Here is a 24,290-nt window from a genome sequence, read left to right as displayed (position 1 = left end):
GATGCTGTTCATGGTGATCGAGCATTTCGACCAGGCGCGGGTGAAGGAGATCTACACCCGCTTCCACGAGAATGGCCGGATGATCCCGGACGGCCTGACCTATGTCGACAGCTGGATCTCCGCCGACTTCGCGCGCTGTTTCCAGGTGATGCAGTGCGACGACGTCACCAAGTTGCAGGAATGGGTGCTGGCCTGGGGCGACCTCGCCCGCTTCGAAATCGTGCCGCTGGCGTCGTCCAAGGACACGGCCGCGGCGGTGAAGAAGCACCTGTAATGTCGTTGCCGACGCGACAGAAAACGTCGTTGTTCGAATTCTGTTGTCTCTACTGGCCGCCTTCACATTCTCGACGCTGACCTCCGGGATTTCCCCATGCTCCCCCTGATGCACAACAAGCGCGGCCTCGTCATGGGCGTCGCCAACCAGAACTCGATCGCCTGGGGTATCGCCCGGACCCTGCACGCCCATGGCGCGCAGATGGCCTTCACCTATCAGGGCGACGCTCTCGGCAAGCGGGTGAAGCCGCTGGCCGAGAGCGTCGGCTCGACGCTCGTCCTGCCCTGCGATGTCGAGGACATTTCGACGGTGGACGCGACCTTCGCCGCCATCGACGAGGCCTGGGGCGGCGATCCCGAGCGCAACACGCTCGACTTCATCGTCCATGCCATCGGCTTCTCCGACAAGAACGAGCTCAAAGGGCTCTATGCCGATACCAGCCGCGAGAATTTCTCACGGACCATGGTGATCTCCTGCTTCTCCTTCACGGAGGTCGCAAAGCGCGCCGCGCAGCGCATGCCCAAGGGCGGCAGCATGATCACGCTGACCTATGGCGGCTCGACCCGGATCATGCCGAACTACAACGTCATGGGCGTGGCCAAGGCGGCGCTGGAGGCCAGCGTGCGCTATCTGGCGGGCGACTACGGCCCGCGCGGCATCCGCGTCAACGCGCTCTCGCCCGGGCCGGTGCGGACGCTGGCCGGCGCCGGTATCTCGGATGCGCGCGCGATGTATTCCTGGCAGCGGGCCAACTCGCCGCTGCGCAAATCGGTCTCGCTGGAGGAGATCGGTGGCTCGGCACTGTATTATCTCTCCGACCTGTCGGGCGGCGTCACCGGCGACGTGCACCATGTCGATGCCGGCTACCACATCACCTCGATGCCGGTGCTGGACGGGCTGCGCGCGGCCGATCAGGGCGAATAGGGAACCCTCGCAGGCTCCTTCGGGTTGCTCTCGGGCAATCAGGAGATGGTGCGATGGTTACGGTCAGATACGATATCGTCGAGCATGACGGCGGCTGGGCCTACAAGGTCCAGGACGTGCTCTCGGAAACCTATCCTTCCCATGAGGCGGCCCTGAAGGCCGCGAGCGATGCAGCCGCGCGCCAGACGCTCGCCGGCACCACCGACGGCATCGTCTATCAGGACAAGGACGGCGAGTGGCATGAGGAGCTGGCCGATGGGCGTGATCGCCCTGCCACCCGAGTCATCGACGCCCCTTGACCCGCGTCCGGCTTGTCGGCGTTTTTACGCTGACATAGCCTGCCCCGATGATCGCAAGATCGACAGCCCGATTGGGTCTCTTGCTTTGCGTGGCGGCAGTGGCGGTCCCAGAGGCCGTCGAGGCGCGCAACAGTTCGCCGCGCCGCCCGACCATTCTCGATGACACACAATGGCACGTGGTCGCCATCGACGGGGTGGCGCCTCTCGGCTATCCGCCGCTGATATCGTTTCACAACAATGGCGTTGTGAACGTCACCACCTCCTGTAATATCGCCAGCGGTAACTTCCACGTTTATGTGCTCGGATGGATATCGACGAGCTTCTTCCAGGCGACAACGAGGGTTTGTCCCGACCCGGCTGGGCGTGAGGAAGCGGCTGTCCACGCTGTCCTGACAAGCTTGCGCAGCTTCCGGATCAGCAATGAAAAGGCACTTGTGCTGAAAGCGCGCGACGGGCGCACTGTCGAGGCCCGCCGCTAGGATTGTGATTTGCGGGACAAGGCGCGGCTGCCGCCCCGCCGTTACCGGGCCGTGAAGAAGGTCAGCAGCACCTTGTCCTTCTCGCCCAGCAGGCAGAGGAAGCGGCGCGGCTTGTCGGAACGGTCGGTCCGGAGATAGGCCTCGGCCATGATGATGCGCGTGACCGGCGTATCCTCGACCTTCGTCTCCGAGACGGCGATGGTCGCGCCATCCTCGTCGACATAGATGTCCTTGATGTCGGGCTCCCGGGCCGAGAGCGTGCTGAGCGCGGCATTCTTGCAGAGCGCGACCGCGGGCGAGGCCGGCTTTTCGGCCGGTGCGCCGGAGGTCGGCCCCGCGGTCTGGGCCTGCGCGGTCGCGGCGAGCAGGGCAGCGGCGAGCAGGGTGGTCGGAAACAGGCGGATCATGGCGTGACCTCTCGGGAGCGGGTGCCTTCCAACGCCCGAGAGGTCGTTTGGTTCGCTCAGCCGCGCAGCGCGTCGGTGATCGTCGTCGCGAAGGGCGTCGTCGGCCGCCCGATCAGGCGCGACAGCGTCCGCGTCTGGTCGTCGAGGGCGCCCTTGGCCGCCGCCGCGTCGGAGTCGGCGATCAGGGCCGCGAAACCCTCCGGCAGGCCGGCGCCCACGAGCGCGGCCGCATAGGCGGCTTCGGGCATGTCGACATAGGGGATCGTCTTGCTCGTCTGCCGCGTCAGCTCGGCGGCGAATTCCGCCAGCGAATAGGAGGCGTCCCCGGCGAGCTCATGCACGACGCGCGGCGCCTCGTCGGTAATGAGAGCGACCGCTGCCGCTTCGGCATAGTCGATGCGGGCGGCGCTCGCGATGCGCCCCTGGCCGGCGCTGCCGATGAAGGCGCCATGGGCGAGGGCCGGCGGAATGGAGGCGGTGTAGTTCTCCGTGTACCAGCCATTGCGCAGGAGGCTGTACGGCAGGCCGGATTCGGCGAGCGCCGCCTCGGTCTCGCGATGCTCCGCGGCGAGGCCCAGCGGTGAGATGTCCGCGCGCAGCAAGCTGGTATAGGCGATCCGCGACACGCCGGCCTGCCGGGCGGCCGCAATCGCGTTGCGGTGCTGGGGCGTGCGCTGGCCGACCGTGTTCGACGAGATCAGCAGCAGCCGCTCAATGCCCGCCAGGGCGGTCGCGAGCTCCTGGGGCTGATCGTAGTCGCCCTTCCGGACCGCCACGCCCTCGGGGAACAGACCGGCGGCCTTTGCGGGATCGCGGACGATGGCTGCCACGGCGGTGGCGCCGACGCGCGTCGCCAGGGCCGCGACGACGAGGCGGCCGAGCTGGCCGTTGGCGCCGGTGACGGCATAACGGGGATTGGACATGGAATACTCCGGTCTCATGTGGTAACCCAGTCTCAGATAGAGACTAGGCGAAGCCGGCGAAAGACGGCACTTTCGCGTCACCAGGTTACCGTGGAGGAACCCGATGGATGCCTGCGAGGCGCTCGGCGCCAAATTCGCATTCTGGCAGACGCTGCCGCTCGATCGGGACAACTGCCCGGTTCGCGGGCTGCTGGACAAGATCGGCGATCGCTGGTCGACGCTGCTGCTGTGCAGTCTCGCAGCCGGGCCCAGGCGCTTCGGCGCGCTGCACCGTCAGATCCCGGACATCTCCAAGCGCATGCTGACGCAGACGCTTCGGACGCTGGAGGCGGATGGCCTCGTCCATCGCGACGTCCAGCCGACCGTCCCGCCCAGCGTGACCTATTCGCTGACGCCGCTCGGCCGCAGCTTTGCGGGCCCCCTGCTTGGCCTCGTCGAGTGGGCGGAGACGCATTTCCCCGCTGTGCGGCAGACGAGGGCGGAAACGAAAAGGGCCGCCTGAGGGGCGGCCCTTGATCGCGTCGTCGAAGCCCGGAAGCGAGGCTTAGAGGCCGAGCTTCTTCTTGCGCTGGCCCAGCGTGCGCAGGCGCAGCGCGTTCAGCTTGATGAAGCCGGCCGCATCGCGGTGGTCATAGGCGACAGCGCCTTCCTCGAAGGTCACGAGGTCCTGGTCGTAGAGCGAGTAGGGGCTGGAGCGGCCGATGACGTGGACGCCGCCCTTGTAGAGCCTGAGGCGGACCTGGCCCGCGACGAACTCCTGGCTCTTGTCGATCAGCGCCTGCAGCATCTCGCGCTCCGGCGAGAACCAGAAGCCGTTATAGATCAGCTCCGCATATTGCGGCATGATCTGGTCCTTGAGATGGGCGGCGCCGCGGTCGAGCGTGATCGACTCGATGGCGCGGTGTGCGACCGCCAGGATCGTGCCGCCGGGCGTCTCGTACATGCCGCGCGACTTCATGCCGACGAAGCGGTTCTCGACCAGATCGAGCCGGCCGATGCCGTTGTCGCGGCCGAGCTCGTTGAGCTTGGCCAGCAGCGTCGCCGGCGACATCTTCACGCCGTCGATCGCGCAGGCGTCGCCGGTTTCGAAGTCGATGCTGATCACGGTCGGCTTGTCGGGCGCGTCCTCCGGCGAGATCGTGCGCGAATAGACGTAGTCGGGCACCTCCTGCGCCGGGTCCTCGAGCACCTTGCCCTCGGAGGAGGCGTGCAGAAGGTTAGCGTCGACCGAGAAGGGCGCCTCGCCGCGCTTGTCCTTGGCGATCGGGATCTGGTGCTGCTCGGCGAAGGCGAGGAGCTGTTCGCGCGAGCGCAAATCCCATTCGCGCCAGGGCGCGATCACCACGACGTCGGGCTTCAGCGCATAGGCGGTCAGTTCGAAGCGGACCTGATCGTTGCCCTTGCCGGTGGCGCCATGGGAGATCGCGTCGGCGCCGAGCTTCTCGGCGATTTCGATCAGCTTCTTGCCGATCAGCGGCCGCGCGATCGAGGTTCCCAGCAGATAGACGCCCTCATAGGCCGCATTGGCGCGGAACATCGGGAAGACGTAGTCGCGGACGAACTCCTCGCGGAGGTCCTCGATGAAGATGTTCCCGGGCTTGATGCCGAGCAGCAGCGCCTTGTCGCGCGCCGGGCCGAGTTCCTCGCCCTGGCCGAGATCGGCGGTGAAGGTGATGACCTCGCAGCCATAGGTGGTCTGGAGCCACTTCAGGATGATCGAGGTGTCGAGGCCCCCTGAATAGGCGAGCACGACCTTCTTCACGCTTTTCTCGGTCATCTTGGTCATCATCCTGCTGCTGCGGTGAGGCGGCCGCGAAGGCCGCTTTTCGAACGCAATGGCGCACTATCCCAGCGTCGGAGGCGACGCAATCGGAACCTTTTGATCGATCGCGCGTCCCCGCCTGATGGATCGATGTTGATGACCCCGGCAGGTGGCCCTTCGACATCGCACCGCAGCTTGCAGTCGCGGCTCAGGAGGCTCAGCTTCGTGAAGCGCGACGCTACACCGAACAGACCGCCCCGGAGGCCGAATGCCCAATCGTCCTGTTCTGGACTTCTGGTATGAGTTCGCATCACCCTATTCCTTCCTGAGCGCACTGAGGATCGAGCCCCTGGCGGAGGCGGCCGATGTCAGCATCCGCTGGCGCCCGTTTCTTCTGGGGCCCATCTTCGCGGCCAATGGCTGGTCGACCTCGCCATTCGCGCTCTTTCCGAGCAAGGGCCGCTATATGTGGCGGGACGTGGAGCGCCGTGCCGGTCGCATCGGCCTCCCCCTCGTCAAGCCCGAGACCTTCCCCCAGAACTCCCTGATCGCCGCCCGGCTGGCGCTGGCCGGTCGCGAGGCGGGCTGGATGCCGGCCTTCTCGAAGGCACTGTTCCGGGCCGGGTTCGGAGAGGGCCGCAACATCGCGGAAGAGGCGGTGCTGAACGCGGCGCTCAAGGAAGCCGGCGCCGATCCGGGCGTGGCCTACCCCGCGTCGCGCAGCGAGGAGGTCAAGGGCCGGCTGCGCGCGGAGATCGAATACGCCAAGTCGATCGGCATCTTCGGTGCGCCGACCTTCGTCACGGAAGACGGAGAGATCTTCTGGGGCGACGATCGTCTCGAGGAAGCGCTGGACTGGTCGCGCCACGGCCGCTGACGCCGGCGCTCTCGCTGCCGTCTCAGGGGCTGGCGCTGCCACCCCCGGGCGGCCTGGCCCAGGGACCGCGCGCCGCCGGATCGACCCCTGCGGCCGATTCCTCCACCATCGTCTGCAAATCCTGACGCTCAGCGATGCGCGGCGGATGCGGCGGCATAGCCGGCATCCGGCCGCCGGCCGTCTGGACCAGGGCCTGCACGCGCTTGGTGACGGAGGGATGGGTCGAGAACAGATCGGCGAAATCGTCCGGATCGTTCTCGAAGCACATGTCCATCACGCCAGACGGAACGCCCTCGATATCGGCGCGGCCGGCGATCTTGAGCAGGGCCGAGATCATCGCATCGGGGTTCTTGGTCAGCTCGACCGCCCCCGCATCCGCCAGATATTCCCGTGAACGCGACAGCGACAACCGGATCACCACGGCCAGGAACCACGCCAGCGCGATCACCGCGAAGCCGATCAGGATGGCAACGCCGCTGCCCTTCTTGGAATCGTCTGAGGACAGGCGCATGCGGCTGCGCGACAGCCCGCGGAAGACGATCTCGCCGATGAGCGAGATCACGCCCGCGATGACGACGGCGATGATCATCAGCCGGACGTCGCCATTGCGGATATGGGTCAGCTCATGGGCCAGCACCGCCTCCACCTCGGCGTCGTTGAGCTGCGCCAGCAGGCCGCTCGTCACCGTGACCGTGAACTGCTGGTCGTTGACGCCGCTGGCGAAGGCGTTCAGCGCCTCGCTCTCGACGATGGCGAGCTTTGGCACGGTCAGACCGCGCGAGATGCAGAGGTTCTCCAGCATCCGGTAGAGCTTGGGGTTGTCCTCGCGGGTCAGCCCCTTGGCCCCCGAGACCGCACCGATCAACCCGACATTGATGCGGAAGCCGATGAAGACCCACGCCCCCGCCGCCAGCGTGGTGAAGGGCAGCCAGCGCCAGAAGGTCCGCCCGGCCTCGGCATAGGCGGTCGTCCCGCGCGGCACGCCGCCATAGCCGTAGCCGACGAGCAGCAGGCCCCAGACGGTGACATAGACAAGCAGAAACAGGCCCGCGATCAGGAAGCCCGACCTGATCCGGTTGTTGCGCATGTGGCTGTAGAGCCCGAAGGCCTGGCCCAGCATCGCAGCCGCCCCGTTCGCCGCCTGTGGCGTCGCCTCAGAACTTCACGCTCGGCGCCACCTCGATCTGGGCGCGCGTGGTTTCGCCGACATCGAAGAATTCGCGCTGGGTGAAGCCCATCTGGGGCGCGAACAGGACGGCCGGGAAGGCCTGGATCGCGGCGTTGAACTCGCTGACGGCGTTGTTGAAGAAGCGCCGCGCCGCTGCGAGCTTGTCCTCGACATGACCGAGATCGACCTGGAGCTGCTGGAAATTGGCGCTCGCCTTCAGGTCGGGATAGGCCTCGCCCAGTGCCAGCAACCGTCCGACCGCCCCGGACAATTGCTGCTCGGCCGCCGCCTTGTCCTGGAGGCTGCCTGCGCCTTGCGCCGCGTTGCGCGCCGCGATTACCGCATCCAGCGTCGTCTTTTCGTGGGTGGCGTAGCCCTTCACCGTTTCGACGAGATTGGGGATCAGGTCGTGGCGCTGCTTCAGCTGGACGTCGATGTCCGCGAAGGCCTGGTTGACGCGCTGCCGCATCGCCACGAGGCCGTTATAGGTCATGATCAGGTAGACGGCGATCGCGGCGATCAGCCCCAAGACGACCCAGCCCATGGCGTGCTCCTCAAAAGCGCAGGCGAAACGAGGCTCAGCGTGGCACGAAGGCGGGCGGTGGGGAAGCGGTCCGAAGCGTCGCCGCCACCCTGCCTTCGCCGCGGTGATAAAAGTCCAGACGCAACACGTGGATTATAAAGGATTCTTAACTATCGTTACGTCAAGCTGACAGGTGCGCTGTCAATCCGAACCACTATCGACGTGATACCCGCCATGACATTCCCGTTTTCTCGCCTTGTTTCCAGTCACGCGGGCGAGTGGGCCGCCATTCGACGCTCCCAGGCCGTGATCGAATTCAAACTCGACGGCACCATCCTCGACGCCAACGAGAATTTCCTGAAGGCGGTGGGCTACTCCCGCGACGAGGTGGTGGGGAAGCACCATCGGATGTTCGTGGAAGAAAGCGAGCGCGGTTCCAGGGACTATGCCGCTTTCTGGGAGCAGTTGAACCGGGGGGAGCCCATCGAAGTCCCCTGCCTCCGAATGGCGAAGGGCGGCCGCCGCATCTGGCTGCTGGCGAACTACACGCCGATCCTGAACGCCAGCGGCAAGGCAGTGAAGGTCGTCAAATTCGCGAGCGACATCACGGCTCGACGCGAGGCGATGGCCAATCTCGAAGGGCAGATCGCCGCCATCCGCAAGTCGCAGGCCGTGATCGAGTTCGATCTCGCCGGCCATATCCTCGACGCCAACGATAACTTCCTCTCCGCCGTCGGCTACAGCCTGGCCGAGATCAAGGGAAAGCATCACCGCCTCTTCGTCGATCCGTCAGAGCAGGGCAGCGAGACCTATCGGCGGTTCTGGGAGAAGCTGGGGCGCGGCGAGTTCGACGAGGGGCAGTATCGCCGGCTCGGCCAGGGCGGGCGGGAGATCTGGCTGCAGGCGACCTACAACCCGATCTTCGACGCCATGGGCAAACCCTGCAAGATCGTCAAATTCGCCACCGACATCACCGCCAGCAAGCGCGTCCAGAACGCCCTGCGCGCAGCCGTCGCCGACACGCGTGGCGTGGTCCAATCCGCCATGGCAGGGGATCTGACGCGCCGGATCTCGCTGGCGGGCATGACGGGCGAGATCGCCGAACTCTGCGGCGGCGTGAACGAACTGGTGGATGCGTTCGCCCAGATCATCGGCACCGTCACCACCATCACCACCATCTCGCAGGACATCATCGTCGGGGCGGACCGGATAGGCCTCGGGAGCCGCGAACTCGCCCTGCAGGCCGAGGCCCAGGCGGACAGCCTTCAGGAAGCGGCCACCACGACCGACGCTCTCTCGGCCTCGGTCAAGCGCAGCGCCGGCCGTGCCCGCGAAGCCACCAGTCTCGGTGAAGCGGCCAACGGCATCGCCAATCGCGGCGGCGGCATCGTCGGCGAGGCGGTCGGCGCGATGGAGCGTATCGAGAAGGCCTCGGGGGACATCGCCGAGATCATCACCGTGATCGACAACATCGCCTTCCAGACCAACCTCCTGGCGCTGAACGCCGCCGTCGAGGCGGCTCGCGCCGGCGCGGCCGGCAAGGGCTTCGCCGTGGTCGCCTCCGAGGTGCGGGCCCTGGCCCAGCGCTCAAGCGACGCCGCCAACGACATCAAGGCGCTGATCTCGAACTCGACGCAGCAGGTCGCGACCGGCGTGCGCCTGGTCAAGGACGCCGGCGCGGCTCTCGCCGAGATCGTCGGCTCCTCGACCAGCGTCGCTGCGGCGCTCGCCGACATCTCCAGCGCGTCGAACGAGCAGGCCAACGGCATCGGCGAGGTCGCCAAGGTGGTCGCCCATATGGACGACATGACCCAGCGCAATTCCTCGATGGCCGAGCAAAGCGCGAACGTCGCGCGCGAGCTGCAGCAGGCGACCGACGAACTCAAGCGGATGGTCGAACGCTTCACCGTCGGCGGCACGCCGTCCCGAAGCCCGGTGGCCGCCTCATCCATGCCAGCCGCCAAGGCGGCGGCGGCCAGGATCGCGCCCTCACAGGGGACGACGCCCAAGGCGTCCGCCCGCCGCGAGGCGGGGGGAGGGTGGTCGGAGTTCTGAGCGGGAGGCCGACGACCGGGCTGTCCGGTCCGTCAGGCGGGGCTCAATCGTCGCTGTAGCGCTCTTCCGACCAGGGATCGCCGCGGTCGTGATAGCCGCGAACCTCCCAGAAGCCGGGGCGGTTCTCAGGCGCGAACTCGATCCGCTTCAGCCATTTCGCGCTCTTCCAGAAATAGAGCTTCGGCAAGACGAGCCGCAGCGGTCCGCCATGCTCGCCGGAGATAGGCCGGCCTTCCCAGGAATGGGCGAGGATCGCGTCCTCGCTGGCGAAATCGGCCAGCGTCAGATTGGTCGTGTAGCCGTCATAGCTGTGAAGCACGACGAAGCCGGCCTCGGATTTGGGGGCCGCGAGATCGAGGATCGTGCGGGTCGCCACGCCGTCCCAGCGATTGTCGTAGCGCGACCAGGTTGTGACGCAGTGGATGTCGGACACCTCCGTCGCCTGTTCCTGCGCCATGAGATCGTCCCAGCGCCAGTGCAGGGGATGCTCGACCAGCCCATCGATGTCGAGCGTCCAGCTGGAGAGAGCGATCGTGGGCTGCAGGCCGAGGTCGAGCACCGGCCAGTCCTTCACCAGATGCTGGCCGGGCGGCAGCCGCTCGTTTTCGGGCCGTGCGACACGGCCGGTGATGAACTTGCCGGCCTGCGCCCAGGCCTGCTTGGTCCGGGTCAGCTTCGTTTCCGGGGGCGTCTCGGGATCGTCGGACATGGATGTCTCTCCGTCTGAACGGCGGTGGACGGCGACCGGGCTCGGCTCATTCTGGCACGATCTCTTCGCAGCGGCGAGCGCGTGACGGCCTCCGCCCGGTCGCCGCCCGTAGCCGCAGCCAGGGCGATGGCGGCGTCCGCCCTTGCCCCGTCGGCGGATTTCCACTACATCGCGCCTGTCCGATAAGGCCGTGATCGATCACAGCCGGGGGCGGCCTTTCCGGCCTGCTCCCGTTTCGTGTTTGGGGCGGACCGATCGGATGCGGATGCGGAACCGGCGGCCTGGCGCCGTTCGCCTGCCCGGCGCCTCGAGCGTGGGCATGGCGGCGAGCCTCTGACGAGGCGCCGACGGGAGCATCCGGCCTGCAACACGAACCCAAACGGGCGCTTGCCGGACATCCGCGGGAGACGCGGCCGGCGTCAGGAGCATACATGTCAGCCGTAGAAAGCTTTTCGGGCCGCGAGGATTTCGCCGCCCTTCTCGAGGAATCGTTCAACCGTAACGAGGCCCTCGAAGGTTCCGTCATCAAGGGCAAGGTCGTCGCCATCGAGAAGGATATGGCGATCATCGACGTCGGCCTGAAGACGGAAGGGCGCGTCGCGCTCAAGGAATTCAACGGCCCCGGCCGTGACCAGGACATCAAGGTCGGCGACGAGGTCGAGGTCTATCTGGACCGGATCGAGAACGCGCTCGGCGAGGCCGTCATCTCGCGCGACAAGGCGCGCCGCGAGGAGAGCTGGGTCAAGCTCGAGAAGGCCTTCGAGGCCCGCGAGAAGGTTTCGGGCGTCATCTTCAACACCGTCAAGGGCGGCTACACCGTCGATCTCGACGGCGCCGTGGCCTTCCTGCCGCGCTCGCAGGTCGACATCCGTCCGATCCGCGACGTCGGCCCGCTGATGGGCCAGCCGCAGCCCTTCGAGATCCTCAAGATGGATCGCCGCCGCGGCAACATCGTCGTGTCGCGCCGCACCGTTCTCGAAGAGACCCGCGCCGAGGCTCGTTCCGAGCTGGTCGCCTCGCTCGAAGAGGGCCAGGTCATCGACGGCGTCGTCAAGAACATCACCGAATACGGTGCGTTCGTGGATCTGGGCGGCATCGACGGCCTGCTCCATGTCACCGACATGGCTTGGCGTCGCGTCAACCATCCGTCCGAGGTCGTGACCATCGGCCAGACGGTCAAGGTCAAGATCATCAAGATCAACCAGGACACGCACCGCATCTCGCTCGGCATCAAGCAGCTGCTTGCTGACCCGTGGGATGGCATCGCGGCGCGTTACCCGGTCGGTGCGCGCCTCAAGGGCCGCGTCACCAACATCACGGACTACGGCGCCTTCGTCGAAGTGGAGCCGGGCATCGAAGGCCTCATCCACGTCTCGGAGATGTCCTGGACCAAGAAGAACGTCCACCCCGGCAAGATCGTCTCGACCTCGCAGGAAGTCGACGTCGCGATCCTCGAGGTCGATCAGGTCAAGCGCCGCATCTCGCTCGGTCTCAAGCAGACCCTCCGCAACCCGTGGGAGGTCTTCGCCGAGCAGCATCCGAGCGGCTCGACGGTCGAGGGCGAGGTCAAGAACAAGACCGAGTTCGGCCTGTTCCTGGGTCTCGAAGGCGACATCGACGGCATGATCCACCTCTCCGATCTCGACTGGAACCGTCCGGGCGAGCAGGTCATCGAGGAATACAAGAAGGGCGACATGCTGCAGGCTGTCGTTCTCGATGTGGACGTCGAGAAGGAGCGCATCTCGCTCGGCCTGAAGCAGCTCGGCGGCGATCCCTTCGTGGATGCCGGCGAGTTCAAGAAGGGCCAGGTCGTCACCTGTGAGGTGATCGAGGTCAAGGAAGGCGGTCTCGACGTCAAGATCGCCGGCACCGACATGACCACCTTCATCAAGCGCGCCGAGATCGCTCGCGATCGCCAGGAGCAGCGCCCCGAGCGCTTCGCTGCCGGCGAGAAGGTCGACGCCCGCGTCGTCCTCTTCGACAAGAAGGCCCGCAAGATCCAGGTCTCGATCAAGGCTCTGGAGATGGCCGAGGAGAAGGAGGCGATGGCGCAGTACGGCTCCGCCGACTCCGGCGCTTCGCTCGGCGACATCCTGGGCGCCGCCCTCAAGAAGGCGACGACCGAGAAGAAGTGATCGTTCGGCCGCTTCGGCGGCCGGATCGTCCAACCAGCCCGCGCGGAGCAATCCGCGCGGGCTTTTGTTTCGGATCGAGGATCGGACCATGACCCCCGCCGCTATCGGCATCGACTTCGGCACCACCAACAGCGTCGTCGCGCTCGCCGGCGCCGACGGGAGCGTCGTGACGCGCTCCTTCGCGACGAAGCAGGGGGCCGTGGACGCCTATCGCTCGGCGCTGATGTTCTGGCGCGAGGGGCGCCCGCCCGCGACGCGCATCGCCCATGTCAGCGGGCCCGACGCGCTCGACATGGCGCTGGGCATGACGACCGAGCACCGCTTCCTGCAGTCGCTCAAGACGCATCTCTCCAGCCGCGCCTTCCAGGAGACGCGGCTCTTCGGCAAGCTGTTCCGGCTCGAGGACCTGATCGCGGTGTTCCTCGCCGACATCGTTGCGGGTGTCGACGCTCTCGCCGCGACCCCGCTGGTCTCCGGGCGCCCGGTGGTCTTCGCCGGCGAGCGACCGGACGAGGACCTCGCGCTCGGCCGCCTGCGGACCTCCTATGCCGAGGCCGGTATGAGCCAGGTCGATTTCGCCTATGAGCCGCTCGGCGCCGCCTATTGGTATGCCCGCGACCTCAAGCGTCCCCAGACCATGCTGGTTGCAGATTTCGGCGGCGGCACCAGCGATTTCTCGGTGATGCGCTTCGCGCCCGGCGAGGCCGGGCGGCTGGAGGCGACGCCGCTCTCCCATGCCGGCGTCGGCGTCGCGGGCGACACCTTCGACTATCGCATCATCGAGCATGCGATCTCGCCGCGTCTCGGCAAGGGTACGCAGTACCGCTCCTTCGGCAAGCTCCTGCCGATCCCGGCGCATTATCACGCCGCCTTCGCGCAGTGGCATCGCCTCTCGCTGATGAAGAGCCGGGAGACCATGGCCGAGCTCAAGGCGCTGATCCGCGACGCCGTCGAGCCCGACCGGCTCGAGGATCTGCTCACCGTGATCGAATACGATCTCGGCTACGAACTCTACCGCGCCGTCTCCGCGGCGAAGATCGCGCTGTCGGGCGCTGACGAGGCTGTGCTGCGCTTCGAGCAGACCGGGATATCCATCGAGCGCCGCATCAGCCGTGCCGATTTCGAGAGCTGGATCGCGCAGGACGTCGCCGCGATCGAGGCGGCACTCGACCGGGCCCTCGCCGAGGCTGGTGTCGGCGCGGACGCGATCGAGGCCGTCTTCATGACCGGCGGCACCTCGCATGTTCCCGCGGTGCGTGCGCTGTTCGACCGGCGCTTCGGCGCCGGACGAATCCATGTCGGCGATGCCTTCCGCTCCGTCGCCAGCGGGCTCGCCTTGCTCGCCCTCGACCGCGCGCGCGCCTCGGTCGCGGCCTGAGGAGCGCCTGTCGCCTTGCCCCCGAACGGGCGCAGGGCTACATCACGGGCGCCGGAACGCGATGCCCGGCGCCGGGGAGCGGCGCCTTTGCAACCCGTCCGCACCGGTCCGCAACCCGCCAGGAGTGCCTTGATGTCGTCCGATGCCGATCTGCTCGCCGACCGTCGCAGCCTGCGCCGCAAGGTGACGCTGTGGCGCCTTCTCGCGGTCGTCGGCGTGCTCGGCGCAGCCGTCGTGGCCGGCCTCGCCTGGACCGGGCGCACGCCCGGCTCGCTCTCGCAGGACCACATCGCGCGCGTCACCATCTCGGGCTTCATCTCGGGAGACCGCCGCACGCTCGAACTGATCAAGTCGCTGGAGGACAGCCGGGCCTCCGCGGTGATCCTGCGCATCGACAGCCCCGGCGGCACCGTCAGCGGCTCCGAGGCGCTCTATGATGCGCTGCGGCGCCTCGGCGCCAAGAAGCCGGTGGTCGCGGTGGTCGACGGGCTCGCCGCCTCCGGCGGCTATATCGCCGCGCTCGGCTCGGACCGGATCGTGGCGCGCCAGACCTCGCTCGTCGGGTCGATCGGCGTGCTCTTCCAGATTCCCAATGTCGGGCAGCTGCTCGACACGATCGGCGTCAAGGTCGAATCCATCAAGTCGAGCCCTCTGAAGGCGGCGCCGAGCGGCTTCGAGCCGACCTCGCCCGAGGCGCGTGCGGCCCTGCAGCGCGTGGTCGACGACAATTACGACTGGTTCAAGCGCATGGTCCGGGAGCGGCGCCGTCTGGCCGAGCCCGAGGTCGCGCTGGTCTCGGACGGCCGCGTCCACAGCGGCCGCCAGGCGGCGACGCTCAAGCTCGTCGACGAGATCGGCGGGGAGGCGGAAGCCATCGCCTGGCTCGAGCGGGAGAAGGGCATCGCCAAGGGCCTGCGCGTGCGTGACTGGCGCCGCGCCAGCGAATCCTCCTCGATGGGGCTCTGGAGCCTGAGCGAGGCGCTGGCTCGCGCCGCCGGTCTCGACACGCTCGCCGCCGTGCTGGCGCGCGCCGCCGACCAGCCGCTCGGGTTGCGGCTTGACGCGCCTCTGGCGCTCTGGCAGCCTGCCGTCGAAAAGTGATGCTGATACAAGCGGTTATATTGCAGCGATGATCAAATCAGAACTCGTCCAACGCATCGCCGAGCGCAATGGTCATCTGTATCAGCGCGACATCGAGAACATCGTGACGGCGATCCTCGACGAGATCGTCAAGGCGCTCTCGCGGGGCGACCGGGTGGAACTGCGCGGCTTCGGCGCCTTTTCCCGCAAGGCCCGTTCCGCCCGCGTCGGCCGCAACCCGCGAACCGGGGATGCGGTCGAGGTCGAGGAGAAGTTCGTGCCCGTCTTCAAGACCGGCAAGGAGCTTCGCCTGCGGTTGAACGGCAAGGCCTGAGCCCGCCGCCGGCGACGCGAGGCCGGTTTCACGAAAGCCGCGAGGGCAGGGCTCCGTCTTCCCTCGCGATCCCGTCGGCAGCACCTGGGCCGTTTCGTCGCCCGGCGATGCGGTGCCGGTCCGGCGACCTCGCAAAGGAAGCGCGATGAAATCCTTCTTCAAGGCCCTCGTCCTCGTCCCGATCGCGCTGGCAGTCGTGCTCTTCGCGGTCGCCAACCGTGCGCCGGTGCGGGTGTCCTTCGATCCCGTCAGCCGGGACGCGCCTCAATTCGCCTATGACATCCCGCTCTTCGCCGTTGTGCTGGTGGCGCTGGCGATCGGTGTGCTGATCGGCGGCTTCGCCGCCTGGATGGCGCAGGGAAAGCACCGCAAGGCCGCGCGCCGCAACCGCCGCGAGGCTGAGGCGCTGCGCTCCGAGACGCAGATGCTGCGCGCCGCCGTGCCCGATTCCGCCCTGCCGGCGCTGACCAACGGACGCGGCTGATGCGGTTGTTCGGACAGGCCGAGATCGATGCGGCCCTCGGCTTCCCCACGCTGATCGACACGTTGGCGGAAGCGTTCCGGGGCGAGGCGGTGGTGCCGCCGCGCGCGCATCACCGCATCGAGCGGCCCGGGGAAGAGGCCGTCTTGCTGATCATGCCGGCCTGGAGCGCGCCCGAGGCGCCGCATCCCTATATCGGCACCAAGATCGTCTCGGTCTTCTTCGGCAACGGCACGCGCAATCTGCCCGGCGTGATGGGCGCCTATCTGCTGATGGATGGCCGCACCGGCGAGCCTCTGGCGGTGATGGACGGAACCCGTCTCACCCTCTGGCGGACGGCTGCAGCCTCGGCCCTGGCTTCGCGCCACCTCGCCAATCCGACGGCGAGCAAGATGCTCATGGTCGGAGCAGGCGGGCTCGCGCCCTTCCTAATCAAGGCGCATCGCTCGGTGCGGCCCCTGACCGACATCGCGATCTGGGCACGGCGGCCGGAAGCCGCCGAGGCCGTGGCGGCGCAGCTTGTCGCCGAGGGCATCGAGGCTCGTGCGGTCGCCGATCTGGAAGGTGAGGCCCGCACCGCCGATATCATCTCCTGCGCGACCAATGCCACAGAACCGCTGATCCATGGGCGCTGGCTCAAGCGCGACGCCCATCTCGATCTGGTCGGCGCCTTTACCATGCAGATGCGTGAGGCCGATGCCGAGGCGCTGCACCGCGCCCGCGTCATCGTCGACTCGGAAAAGGCGATCGACGAGGGCGGCGATGTCGCGATCGGGATCGATGAGGGAAACTATGCGGCTGACCAGGTCGCCGGCACGCTGGCGGACATCTGCCACGGCCGCGTGCCCGGCCATGCCGAAGGCGGCGAGATCACCGTGTTCAAATCGGTCGGAATGTCGCTCGAGGATCTCGCGGCCGCGATCGCCGTCTGGGAGAACCGCACGCCCCTTTGAGAGGGCGCGCGGTCGTTCGGGTCAGACCCGGACCGGCGCACCACCGAGCGCACCCAGCAGCCACAGAACCAGCAGCACGACGAGGACGAGGCCCAGCACACCGCCGAGACCCGCCGTCCCATAGGACCGGTGCCCGTAATATCCGCCGCCTCCGAGCAGCAGGATGACGAGCAGGACGATGACGAGCGTGGACATGGCCGGGACCCTTCGACGGCGCATCGCGACGGCGATGCGACTGGATGCCGAGGCAACGCCGCGGCGGGAGGCGGGTTCCCTCCCGGGTCCGGCCGGTCCGGCTTACTCGGCCTTGATGCCGATCTCCTTGATCAGATCGCCCCATTTCTTCATTTCGGACTGCAGGAAGGCGGCGAGTTCGGCCGGCGTTCCTCCCACGGGCTCGGCCGCGAGCTGATCCATCTTGGCGCGAAGGGCCGGGTCGGCGAGGCCGGCCTTGGTGTCGGCCTGGATCTTGTCGATGATCGCCTGCGGCGTCTTCGCCGGAGCGAACAGGGCAAACCACGAGGAGACGTCGAAGCCCGGCACGGTTTCCGCGATCGGCGCGAATTCCGGGGCGGCCGTCGAACGCTTCGCGGTCGTGATGCCCAAGCCGCGGATCGAGCCGGCGCGCACATGCGGCAGCGCCTGGGTGATGTTGTCGAAGATCAGGTCGATGCGCCCGCCGATCAGGTCCTGCGTCGCCTGTGCGGTGCCGCGATAGGGGACATGCACCATCTTGGTGCCGGTGAGCTTCTGAAAATACTCGCCCGAGAGATGCACCGAGGTGCCCACGCCCGAGGAGCCATAGGTCAGCTTGCCGGGATTGGCCTTGGCATAGGCGACGAGCTCGGCCACCGATTTGACCGGCAGGTCCTTGTTCACGACCAGCAGGTTCGGAACCAGCGCCACCATGGTGACCGGCGCCAGATCCTTGGCCGGGTCGTAGTTCAGCTTCGGATAGAGATACTGGTTCGTCGCCATGCCGACGGAGACGATCAGCAGCGTATCGCCATTGGGCTCGGCCTTCGCGACGACGTCGGTGCCGATATTGCCGCCGGCGCCGGCGCGGTTCTCGACCACGAAATTGATGCCCCAGCTCTGGCCGAGCTTGTCGGCGACGAGGCGGCCGAGCACGTCGGTGGCACCAGCCGGCGGAAACGGCACCACGAGCTTGATGGTGCGGCCCTGCGGCCAGGGCGCCTGCGCAAGGCCTTGGCCCGGCAGGGTGATCGCGCCGGCGCCCAGCGCGGCGAGCAGGCTGCGGCGGTCGATCGAGAATGACGTCATCGGTATTCTTCCCCCAAGGCTTGGCGGACGCTCCGGGTCCGCCGTTGTTTGGGTCAGAAGCTGCCGCCTCGCGAGGGGGTTGTCCATCGGCAAATCGTCGGCGGCTTGACCCGCCCGGCGGATCGGGACGACTCTGGCTCATGCCCCGTCTCCATCGCCGAATCGCCGCCGCCTGCCTTGTCGTCGCGGCTCTCCTGCCCGCCGTCGCCCGTGCGCAATCGACCGCGGACGAGGAGGCTAAGCGCCGCGCCGCCAACATCGCCGCCTTTCCCGATGCGGCGCGCGCGCTTTTCGGCCAGAAGACGGCGCCGGCCAGCCTGCAGGCCCGCGCCATCGGTTCATATGCGCGCGGCTGCCTCGCCGGCGCGACGGCTTTGCCGGTGGACGGGCCGAGCTGGCAGGTGATGCGGCTCAACCGCAACCGCAACTGGGGCCACCCGGTCCTGATCGAGTATCTCGAGGATCTCGCTCGCGAGGTCCCCCGGATCACCGGCTGGCCGGGGCTTCTGGTCGGCGACATCTCGCAGCCGCGGGGTGGGCCGATGCTGACCGGCCATGCCTCCCACCAGATCGGGCTCGACGCGGATCTCTGGCTGACGCCGATGCCGCGCGGCCGGCTCGACCGTGAGGCGCGCGAGAACATGCCCGCCGTCAACATGGCCCGCGCCGACTGGCGCGATGTCGATCCCAAGCACTGGACGCCGGCCCATACCCGCCTGATCAGGACTGCGGCGAGCGAGCCGCGGGTCGAGCGGATCTTCGTCAATCCGGCAATCAAGGTCGCTCTCTGCCGCGAGGCCGGGGCCGACCGGACCTGGCTCAACAAGGTCAGGCCGATCTGGGGGCACAATTATCATTTCCACATCCGGATGAGCTGTCCGGCGGGCATGGCGAGCTGCAGCGGCCAGGAGCCGCCGAATTTCGGCGATGGCTGCGGGCAGGAGCTCACGGACTGGATCGAGCGTCAGCGCGCTGCGATCTTCGCGCCGCCCAAGCCGCCGCGCACCGGGCCTGCGCCGAAGCCCAAGCCGCCGATGTCGCTGGACGACCTGCCGGCCGAATGCCGCCAGGTGCTGGTTTCGCGCTGAGTGCTTTCGTTCAGCGCCGCGGCGTCGTGCGCCCGGAGCTGTAGGCGAAGGGATCGCGCTGCGGCGAGATCAGCGGCTGGGCCTGATCGTAACCCTCCTGATCGACCACGCCCGTGCCCTCGTCGTCGCCGATCACGACCTCTTCCGTCGGCGGCACCGAGCCCGGCAGCATGAGAGGGCCACGCTGCTCGCTCGGCAGCCCCTGCGCTCCGTTCGTGCGGTTGGAACGCGGCGGATTGAGCGGCTTGTTGTCGTATTCCTCGAGGAAGCGGCGCTGGGCGTCCAGCCCCTGTCCCTGATGGCTGGCGACCGGATAACCGCCCGACGACACCGCCCCCGGCGGGCGCAGGCCACCGGCCGGCTGGCGCAGCAGGGCACCGCCCGCAACCATGGCCGGCGCGCTGTCGCGCAGGTTCGGCTGGGCCGAGGAATAGGGCCGTGCCGGATCGGGCGGCGGCAGGTTGTAGTTCGGCGTGTACTTGATCACCGGCTTGCAGATGTGGCGCCCCTTGGAGTGCCGGGCCAGGTCGATGTGGAAATGGTCGTAGTGGAACATGTCCGCGCCCGGGCCGAGCACGGTCGAGAAATGCTCGCAGGCGCCGACGAAGATCTCGCGCAGGAAGTTCTGCTCCTCGGGCGAGCCGCGCCAGCCATCCTTGACCGTGACGGTGCGGCCGTCGTTCAGGCGGAAGGAGAACACATCCACGGCGTTGCCATAGGCGTGCTCGGAGGTGCGGCTGGTCCCGGTGCCGTTGTTCATCGCGCGGCAGGAATAGGAGCCCGCGCGGATCTCGATGACCTGCGCGCCGAGCACGTTCTGCGCGGCGGGCTGCACGACCTCGGCAAGCCATTTGTCGGTGGTCGCGACAACGGGGCAGGCGAGGGTCGCATTGCTGGTCAGACCGATGCCGCCGTCCGCGAAGGCGGAGACCTTGAGCGGCCTCTCCATCCCGCAGGTGCCGGGGCCGTCGATCGGCTTCTCGCGCAGGCTGACATAGGCCGAGAGCTGCACCTGGCGCGAGGCCAGGCAGGCGGCCTCGGCCTGGTCCCGCCAGGCCGCGCGCTGCGGCTTCTGGAATTTGCCGCAGCCGGCGAGCCCGGTTCCGAGCAGGCCGAGAGCAATGAGGGCGAGGTGAACGCGTCGCATGACCGATCAATTGCGACCCGTTTCGTGAACGGTTTCTCAACCGGGTGAGCCCGGCGCGACACAGCTTCATGAACTTTGCCGGAGCGGTTAACCGCGCCTTAACGGGCCGCGACCACCTGCCCGAAGGCGACCGCGTGCATCAGCCGGCCCGGCAGCAGCGTGAAGGCACCGGCGATCACGAGGCCCAGCAGGAGACCGATCATCGCGGAGCGATGCGCCGCGATGTTGCCGCGCCGGCGCGACAGCACCGCATAGGGCAGGCTGACCAGCGTCAGGAGTGTCAGCAGATGGATCGCGCTGTAATGGCCGCTTCGGGCGATCAGCAGCGAGCTCAGGGCGACGAGGCCCATCGCCGGGACGAAGACCCAACCGATGCGCCGGTGCAGCGGCGTGCCCTTCGGAAGCAGCGCGACGGCGGCGCCGGCGGCAAGCGCAGCGATCGCACCGGCGACATGAATCTGGATGACCGGCGACGCGGCGGCGAGGGGAGCAAGGGAGGGCATCGCGGATCGTCTCGATGTTAATCGCATTAACATGAGCGGACGCCGAGCCAGCGTCAAGACGACAGGAGGCCGCCAGCGATGTCGGAACGGCGAGGCCTCATGTCGTCACGTCACTGGCCTGTGCGGCAGCCCCGTGCGACACAGCCCGGTCATAACCTCGCAGGAGATCGGCCGATGACGGGCAAGGCACGTTTCATCTTTCCGGTGCTGATGGCCGGCATCATGGCTTTCCTGATGACCGCGCTGGTCACCTGGCTGAATCTGGGTCTGCCGGCCGATTTCGTGCGCCACTGGCTCGCGGCCTTCGCCGTCGCCTGGCCCTGCGCGGCGGCCACCGCTTTCATCGCCATTCCGGTCGCGCGCCGCGCGACGGGCCTCGTCATCCGCGTCATCGGAGAGTGACATGCAGAGCCTGCTCGACACCCTTGGCCGCATCGCCCGCGGCGAGACCAGCCCGAAGGAGGCGCTGGACCGGAACGCGGCGCTGATCGCCGAGCACGAGCCTCGCATCCAAGCCTTCGCCAGCCGGCCGGAGAGCCTGACGCCGGGAGCTGGACCGCTGGCCGGCATCGCCTGCGGCGTGAAGGACATCATCGATACGGCCGAACTGCCGACGATGATGGGCTCGTCGATCTATGCCGGTTGGCGCCCGCGGGCCGATGCGCCGATCGTCATGGCGCTGAAGGCCGCCGGCGCCACCGTCGCCGGCAAGACGCACACCACCGCCTTCGCCTTTCTCGACCCCGCCCCGACCTTCAACCCGCATGATTCTGCAGCGAGCCCCGGCGGATCCTCGGCCGGCTCGGCCGCCGCCGTCGCGGCCGGGATGATCCCGCTCGCGATCGGGACGCAGACGGGCGGCTCCGTCATCCGGCCGGCCTCCTATTGTGGTGTCGCGGGGATCAAGCCCTCCTATGCGCTGCTGCCGACCGTAGGCGTAAAGCCCTTCTCTTGGTCGCTCGATACGCTCGGGCTGATGGCCGCCACTGCCGACGATGCCGGGCTCGCCCTGGCGGCCATCACCGGCCGCCCGGAACTCGACGCCCCGGCGGCAACGCTGGCCGGCCTGCGGATCGGGCTTCATCTGCAGGATTATGCCGGCGCCCCGGAGCCCGCCTCCGCGGCGGCTCTGGAGCGCTTCCGGGAGCTGGCTGCGGCGGCGGGGGCGATCCTCGTACCGCATGAGGGGTCGGTGGCGCTGGCCGAGGCGTTCCATGCTCATGGGCCGCTGCAGGATTACGAGGCGACGCAGGCGCTGGCCTGGGAATACGCGCATCACCGCGAGGCGCTGCCGCCGAAGCTGCGCGCCTATCTCGACACGGCGCGTGCCGTGACGCCCGCTCAATACGACGAGGCGCGGCGGCGCTCCCGCCGCGGCCGCGACGCCGCCCGCGCCTTCTTCGCCGAGGTCGATGTCGTCGCGACCTTCGCGGCCCCCGGAGAGGCGCCCGACACGCGCGACTCGACCGGCGACTCGCGCTTCAACCGGCTCTGGACGCTGCTGGGCGTGCCCTGCGCCACCGTGCCGGTCGCTCGTGGACCCCGCGGTCTGCCGACCGGTATCCAGGTCATCGCGGGTTTCGGGCGGGACGAGCAGGTCGTCGCGGTGGCGAAGGCGATCGAAAAGCTTGTGGCGCAGGCTGCTTAGCCCAGATCACCCCCAAGACTATTCAATGCTTTAACCGACATTTAAGGATACTCTTGGCTTCGCCGCCATCCTGACACCGTGTCGCCCTCTTGCAGTCGCCGCCAGTTCTGCTAGCGTTGTGTCAGGTCAATGACACAGGAGGGTGTGATGAGCCTCACGCTACGTCTCGACCGTCTGATCATGGGGGCGGCCTTCGCCTTCATGATGCTGATCGTGCTGGGTGCGTTCTGACGACGTCAGTCTCGAGTCGCTAAGACCATTGGGCTAAAGGCGCGCCGCCGGGGCATTGTCCCGGCGGCGCTGCCATTTCCGGGCCGGGTGCCGATGGCGCGGAGCCGGGCTCAGCTTTCGGGACAGGGGTTCTCCGTCACCTGCCAGGACATCATGTTGATGACGCGCCCGCACAGCGCCATGCGGCGGCCCTGCGTGGTGCGGATGCAGGCCGCGCTTCCCTCGGCGATCTTGCGCCCGTCGTTCCAGCAAAAGCAGAGCGGTTCGGGCGCCTGGGCGTGGCGGGGCGGATCGAGAGGGATTGCCGGTTCGGCGGCCGCGGCGGCGAGCGGGAAACAGGCCAGCGTCGCAGCGATGAAAAACACGCGCGACGTTAGGGAAATCCCGCAGGATCTGCGTGTTGTCGCGGGCGGCCCGGTGACAAAGGCAGTCATATCTCGCTCCTGCGAAACGAAAGGTCGTCTGCAGCGGCATTAACGGCAGTCTATCACGACCGGGGCCGGCAGCCCAGCGTTGTTATAGTTTCATATTATTGTGTAGTCGCAGGCGCTTAGTCGCGAGCGTCTTGCAGAACCGGAACGCATGCCCCATATTCGCACGAAGAGAGCCCAAGGGGGGCTCCGGGAGGAACCATGTCTCTGATCTCGCTCGCCCGTCGTGGTCGTGTCGTCGCCGTACTCGCTGGTGCTCTGCTCCTCGTGCCCGTGCTGGCCGAAGCACGCCCGGGCGGCAAGGGTGGAGTCGGGAGCCGCGGCTCCCGGACCGAAGCGGCGCCCACGCGCACCGACACCACGCCCAATGGCGCTCAGCCTTTCCAGCGCAGCGCACAGCCGTCGCCGACGCAGGCCGCCCCGGCGGCCGGTGCAGCCGCCGCTGCCGCGCAGGCCGCGCGGCCCTCGATGGCCCGCAACCTGATGATGGGCCTCGGCGCTGGCCTGCTCGGCGCCGGCCTGTTCGGCCTGCTCTCGGGTTCCGGCTTCTTCAGCGGCCTCGCGTCGCTCGCTGGCGTTTTCGGCTTCCTGCTCCAGCTTGCCTTGATCGGCGGCGCGATCTGGCTGGCGATGCGCTTCTTCCGTCGCCGCTCGGAGCCGCAGCTCGCCACCGCTGGCGCGCCGCTTTCGCGTGACGCGATGCAGCCCCAGCCGCGTCCGGCGGCGCCGGTTGGCGCCATGGCGGGCGGCCTTGGCGCCGCGGCGGCCCCCGCCGCTGCGCAGACGACCCCGATCGAGCTGACGGGTCAGGACTTCAACGACTTTGAGCGTCTTCTGGGCGAGATCAACACTGCCTATTCGAACGAGGACGAGCAGGGCCTGCGCGATCGCGTCACGGCTGAGATGTTCGGCTATTTCGACGACGACCTGACGGCCAATGGCCGCAAGGGTCTGGTCGACCGCGTCTCCGACGTGAAGCTGCTGCAGGGCGACCTGTCGGAGGCCTGGAATGAGTCGGGCTTCGATTACGCCACCGTCGCCATGCGCTTCAGCCTCATCAACGCGCTCTATGAGCGCGCCAGCGGCAAGGTCATGGAAGGCAGCGCCACCGTCCCGCAGGAGGTCAGCGAATACTGGACCTTCGTGCGCTCGCGCGGCGGCCCGTGGAAGCTCTCGGCGATCCAGCAGGCCGCCTGA

At 67.8% G+C, this 24,290-nt stretch carries 28 protein-coding genes; 17 read left to right on the top strand and 11 right to left on the bottom strand.

Annotated features, from left to right (window positions below; translation table 11 throughout):
• Position 1: 1 nt before the first annotated feature.
• The 4 genes from ABIE41_RS00375 to ABIE41_RS00360 all read left to right on the top strand — a co-directional run bounded on the left by ABIE41_RS00375 (position 2) and on the right by ABIE41_RS00360 (position 1,976).
• Complete coding sequence (locus ABIE41_RS00375; RefSeq protein WP_192645214.1) at positions 2-274, top strand: DUF3303 domain-containing protein; 273 nt, start codon at positions 2-4, stop codon at positions 272-274.
• Positions 275-370: 96 nt separating this feature from the next.
• Positions 371-1,198 carry an enoyl-ACP reductase FabI gene (gene fabI, locus ABIE41_RS00370; protein WP_192645215.1) on the top strand — a complete coding sequence of 276 codons (828 nt, stop codon included), beginning with the start codon at positions 371-373 and terminating at the stop codon, positions 1,196-1,198.
• A 53-nt stretch (positions 1,199-1,251) separates the two neighbouring features.
• Positions 1,252-1,497, top strand: coding sequence for a DUF2188 domain-containing protein (locus tag ABIE41_RS00365; RefSeq protein WP_192645216.1), 246 nt, complete (start codon positions 1,252-1,254; stop codon positions 1,495-1,497).
• A gap of 71 nt (positions 1,498-1,568) precedes the next feature.
• A complete protein-coding gene (locus ABIE41_RS00360; protein ID WP_192645217.1) occupies positions 1,569-1,976 on the top strand; it encodes an META domain-containing protein in 408 nt (135 codons plus the stop codon).
• Positions 1,977-2,017: 41 nt separating this feature from the next.
• Here ABIE41_RS00360 and ABIE41_RS00355 read toward each other — a convergent pair whose 3' ends face one another.
• Both ABIE41_RS00355 and ABIE41_RS00350 read right to left on the bottom strand, forming a co-directional pair.
• Entirely contained in the window at positions 2,018-2,383 is a 366-nt protein-coding gene (locus ABIE41_RS00355; protein WP_192645218.1) for a hypothetical protein, read from the bottom strand.
• Between the two features lie 56 nt (positions 2,384-2,439).
• Entirely contained in the window at positions 2,440-3,306 is an 867-nt protein-coding gene (locus ABIE41_RS00350) for an SDR family oxidoreductase (RefSeq protein ID WP_192645219.1), read from the bottom strand.
• A gap of 103 nt (positions 3,307-3,409) precedes the next feature.
• On the opposite strand from ABIE41_RS00350, the gene ABIE41_RS00345 reads away from it, so the two are divergent.
• Complete coding sequence (locus ABIE41_RS00345) at positions 3,410-3,808, top strand: winged helix-turn-helix transcriptional regulator (RefSeq protein WP_192645220.1); 399 nt, start codon at positions 3,410-3,412, stop codon at positions 3,806-3,808.
• Positions 3,809-3,850: 42 nt separating this feature from the next.
• Here the strand turns inward: ABIE41_RS00345 and ABIE41_RS00340 are convergent, their stop codons facing one another.
• Entirely contained in the window at positions 3,851-5,083 is a 1,233-nt protein-coding gene (locus ABIE41_RS00340; RefSeq protein ID WP_192645221.1) for an argininosuccinate synthase, read from the bottom strand.
• 253 nt (positions 5,084-5,336) lie between these two features.
• On the opposite strand from ABIE41_RS00340, the gene ABIE41_RS00335 reads away from it, so the two are divergent.
• On the top strand, positions 5,337-5,945 hold the full coding sequence (locus ABIE41_RS00335) for a 2-hydroxychromene-2-carboxylate isomerase (RefSeq protein ID WP_192645222.1): 609 nt from the start codon (positions 5,337-5,339) through the stop codon (positions 5,943-5,945).
• Positions 5,946-5,967: 22 nt separating this feature from the next.
• Here ABIE41_RS00335 and ABIE41_RS00330 read toward each other — a convergent pair whose 3' ends face one another.
• Together ABIE41_RS00330 and ABIE41_RS00325 are read right to left on the bottom strand one after the other, a co-directional pair.
• On the bottom strand, positions 5,968-7,065 hold the full coding sequence (locus tag ABIE41_RS00330; RefSeq protein WP_192645223.1) for a M48 family metallopeptidase: 1,098 nt from the start codon (positions 7,063-7,065) through the stop codon (positions 5,968-5,970).
• A 34-nt stretch (positions 7,066-7,099) separates the two neighbouring features.
• Entirely contained in the window at positions 7,100-7,657 is a 558-nt protein-coding gene (locus ABIE41_RS00325) for a LemA family protein (protein WP_192645224.1), read from the bottom strand.
• A 213-nt stretch (positions 7,658-7,870) separates the two neighbouring features.
• On the opposite strand from ABIE41_RS00325, the gene ABIE41_RS00320 reads away from it, so the two are divergent.
• The gene (locus ABIE41_RS00320; protein ID WP_354191479.1) at positions 7,871-9,691 is read left to right on the top strand and encodes a methyl-accepting chemotaxis protein; all 1,821 of its coding nucleotides are present in this window, start codon (positions 7,871-7,873) and stop codon (positions 9,689-9,691) included.
• Positions 9,692-9,734: 43 nt separating this feature from the next.
• Here the strand turns inward: ABIE41_RS00320 and ABIE41_RS00315 are convergent, their stop codons facing one another.
• Positions 9,735-10,400, bottom strand: a complete 666-nt coding sequence (locus ABIE41_RS00315; protein WP_192645226.1) for a sulfite oxidase-like oxidoreductase — start codon at positions 10,398-10,400, stop codon at positions 9,735-9,737.
• 431 nt (positions 10,401-10,831) lie between these two features.
• On the opposite strand from ABIE41_RS00315, the gene rpsA reads away from it, so the two are divergent.
• From rpsA to lhpI, 6 genes are all read left to right on the top strand, one after another.
• Complete coding sequence (gene rpsA, locus ABIE41_RS00310; protein ID WP_192645227.1) at positions 10,832-12,535, top strand: 30S ribosomal protein S1; 1,704 nt, start codon at positions 10,832-10,834, stop codon at positions 12,533-12,535.
• A gap of 88 nt (positions 12,536-12,623) precedes the next feature.
• On the top strand, positions 12,624-13,913 hold the full coding sequence (locus ABIE41_RS00305; RefSeq protein ID WP_192645228.1) for an Hsp70 family protein: 1,290 nt from the start codon (positions 12,624-12,626) through the stop codon (positions 13,911-13,913).
• Positions 13,914-14,045: 132 nt separating this feature from the next.
• A complete protein-coding gene (gene sppA, locus ABIE41_RS00300) occupies positions 14,046-15,014 on the top strand; it encodes a signal peptide peptidase SppA (RefSeq protein ID WP_192645229.1) in 969 nt (322 codons plus the stop codon).
• 28 nt (positions 15,015-15,042) lie between these two features.
• Positions 15,043-15,327 (top strand): integration host factor subunit beta, encoded by a 285-nt coding sequence (gene ihfB, locus ABIE41_RS00295; RefSeq protein ID WP_066721705.1) that lies wholly within the window; start codon positions 15,043-15,045, stop codon positions 15,325-15,327.
• A 145-nt stretch (positions 15,328-15,472) separates the two neighbouring features.
• The gene (locus ABIE41_RS00290; protein WP_192645230.1) at positions 15,473-15,811 is read left to right on the top strand and encodes a LapA family protein; all 339 of its coding nucleotides are present in this window, start codon (positions 15,473-15,475) and stop codon (positions 15,809-15,811) included.
• Positions 15,811-16,761, top strand: a complete 951-nt coding sequence (gene lhpI, locus ABIE41_RS00285) for a bifunctional Delta(1)-pyrroline-2-carboxylate/Delta(1)-piperideine-2-carboxylate reductase (protein WP_192645231.1) — start codon at positions 15,811-15,813, stop codon at positions 16,759-16,761. Before ABIE41_RS00290 ends, lhpI begins: the two co-directional genes overlap by 1 nt.
• Positions 16,762-16,782: 21 nt before the next feature.
• On the opposite strand, the gene ABIE41_RS00280 is transcribed toward lhpI, so the two are convergent.
• Positions 16,783-16,956 carry a DUF3309 family protein gene (locus ABIE41_RS00280; protein WP_192645232.1) on the bottom strand — a complete coding sequence of 58 codons (174 nt, stop codon included), beginning with the start codon at positions 16,954-16,956 and terminating at the stop codon, positions 16,783-16,785.
• Positions 16,957-17,058: 102 nt separating this feature from the next.
• Positions 17,059-18,045: a Bug family tripartite tricarboxylate transporter substrate binding protein gene (locus tag ABIE41_RS00275; protein WP_192645233.1), complete on the bottom strand. Its 987-nt coding sequence runs from the start codon at positions 18,043-18,045 to the stop codon at positions 17,059-17,061.
• Positions 18,046-18,185: 140 nt separating this feature from the next.
• Between ABIE41_RS00275 and mepA the strand changes: the two genes are divergently transcribed.
• On the top strand, positions 18,186-19,133 hold the full coding sequence (mepA, locus tag ABIE41_RS00270) for a penicillin-insensitive murein endopeptidase (protein ID WP_192645234.1): 948 nt from the start codon (positions 18,186-18,188) through the stop codon (positions 19,131-19,133).
• Between the two features lie 10 nt (positions 19,134-19,143).
• Here mepA and ABIE41_RS00265 read toward each other — a convergent pair whose 3' ends face one another.
• Together ABIE41_RS00265 and ABIE41_RS00260 are read right to left on the bottom strand one after the other, a co-directional pair.
• Positions 19,144-20,280, bottom strand: a complete 1,137-nt coding sequence (locus ABIE41_RS00265; RefSeq protein WP_192645235.1) for an extensin-like domain-containing protein — start codon at positions 20,278-20,280, stop codon at positions 19,144-19,146.
• A gap of 98 nt (positions 20,281-20,378) precedes the next feature.
• Positions 20,379-20,783 carry a DUF2306 domain-containing protein gene (locus tag ABIE41_RS00260; RefSeq protein ID WP_192645236.1) on the bottom strand — a complete coding sequence of 135 codons (405 nt, stop codon included), beginning with the start codon at positions 20,781-20,783 and terminating at the stop codon, positions 20,379-20,381.
• Positions 20,784-20,957: 174 nt separating this feature from the next.
• On the opposite strand from ABIE41_RS00260, the gene ABIE41_RS00255 reads away from it, so the two are divergent.
• A complete protein-coding gene (locus tag ABIE41_RS00255) occupies positions 20,958-21,185 on the top strand; it encodes a DUF2798 domain-containing protein (protein WP_192645237.1) in 228 nt (75 codons plus the stop codon).
• 1 nt (position 21,186) lies between these two features.
• Entirely contained in the window at positions 21,187-22,431 is a 1,245-nt protein-coding gene (locus tag ABIE41_RS00250; RefSeq protein WP_192645238.1) for an amidase, read from the top strand.
• Positions 22,432-22,772: 341 nt separating this feature from the next.
• Here ABIE41_RS00250 and ABIE41_RS00245 read toward each other — a convergent pair whose 3' ends face one another.
• Positions 22,773-23,096, bottom strand: a complete 324-nt coding sequence (locus tag ABIE41_RS00245) for a hypothetical protein (RefSeq protein WP_192645239.1) — start codon at positions 23,094-23,096, stop codon at positions 22,773-22,775.
• 198 nt (positions 23,097-23,294) lie between these two features.
• Here ABIE41_RS00245 and ABIE41_RS00240 point away from each other — a divergent pair, with 198 nt between their 5' ends.
• Entirely contained in the window at positions 23,295-24,290 is a 996-nt protein-coding gene (locus ABIE41_RS00240; RefSeq protein ID WP_192645240.1) for a Tim44 domain-containing protein, read from the top strand.

This window comes from Bosea sp. OAE506 (assembly GCF_040546595.1).
Lineage (GTDB): Bacteria > Pseudomonadota > Alphaproteobacteria > Rhizobiales > Beijerinckiaceae > Allobosea.
Note: the sequence above shows the minus strand (reverse complement) of the source record. Positions and strands in the feature narration are given on the sequence as shown.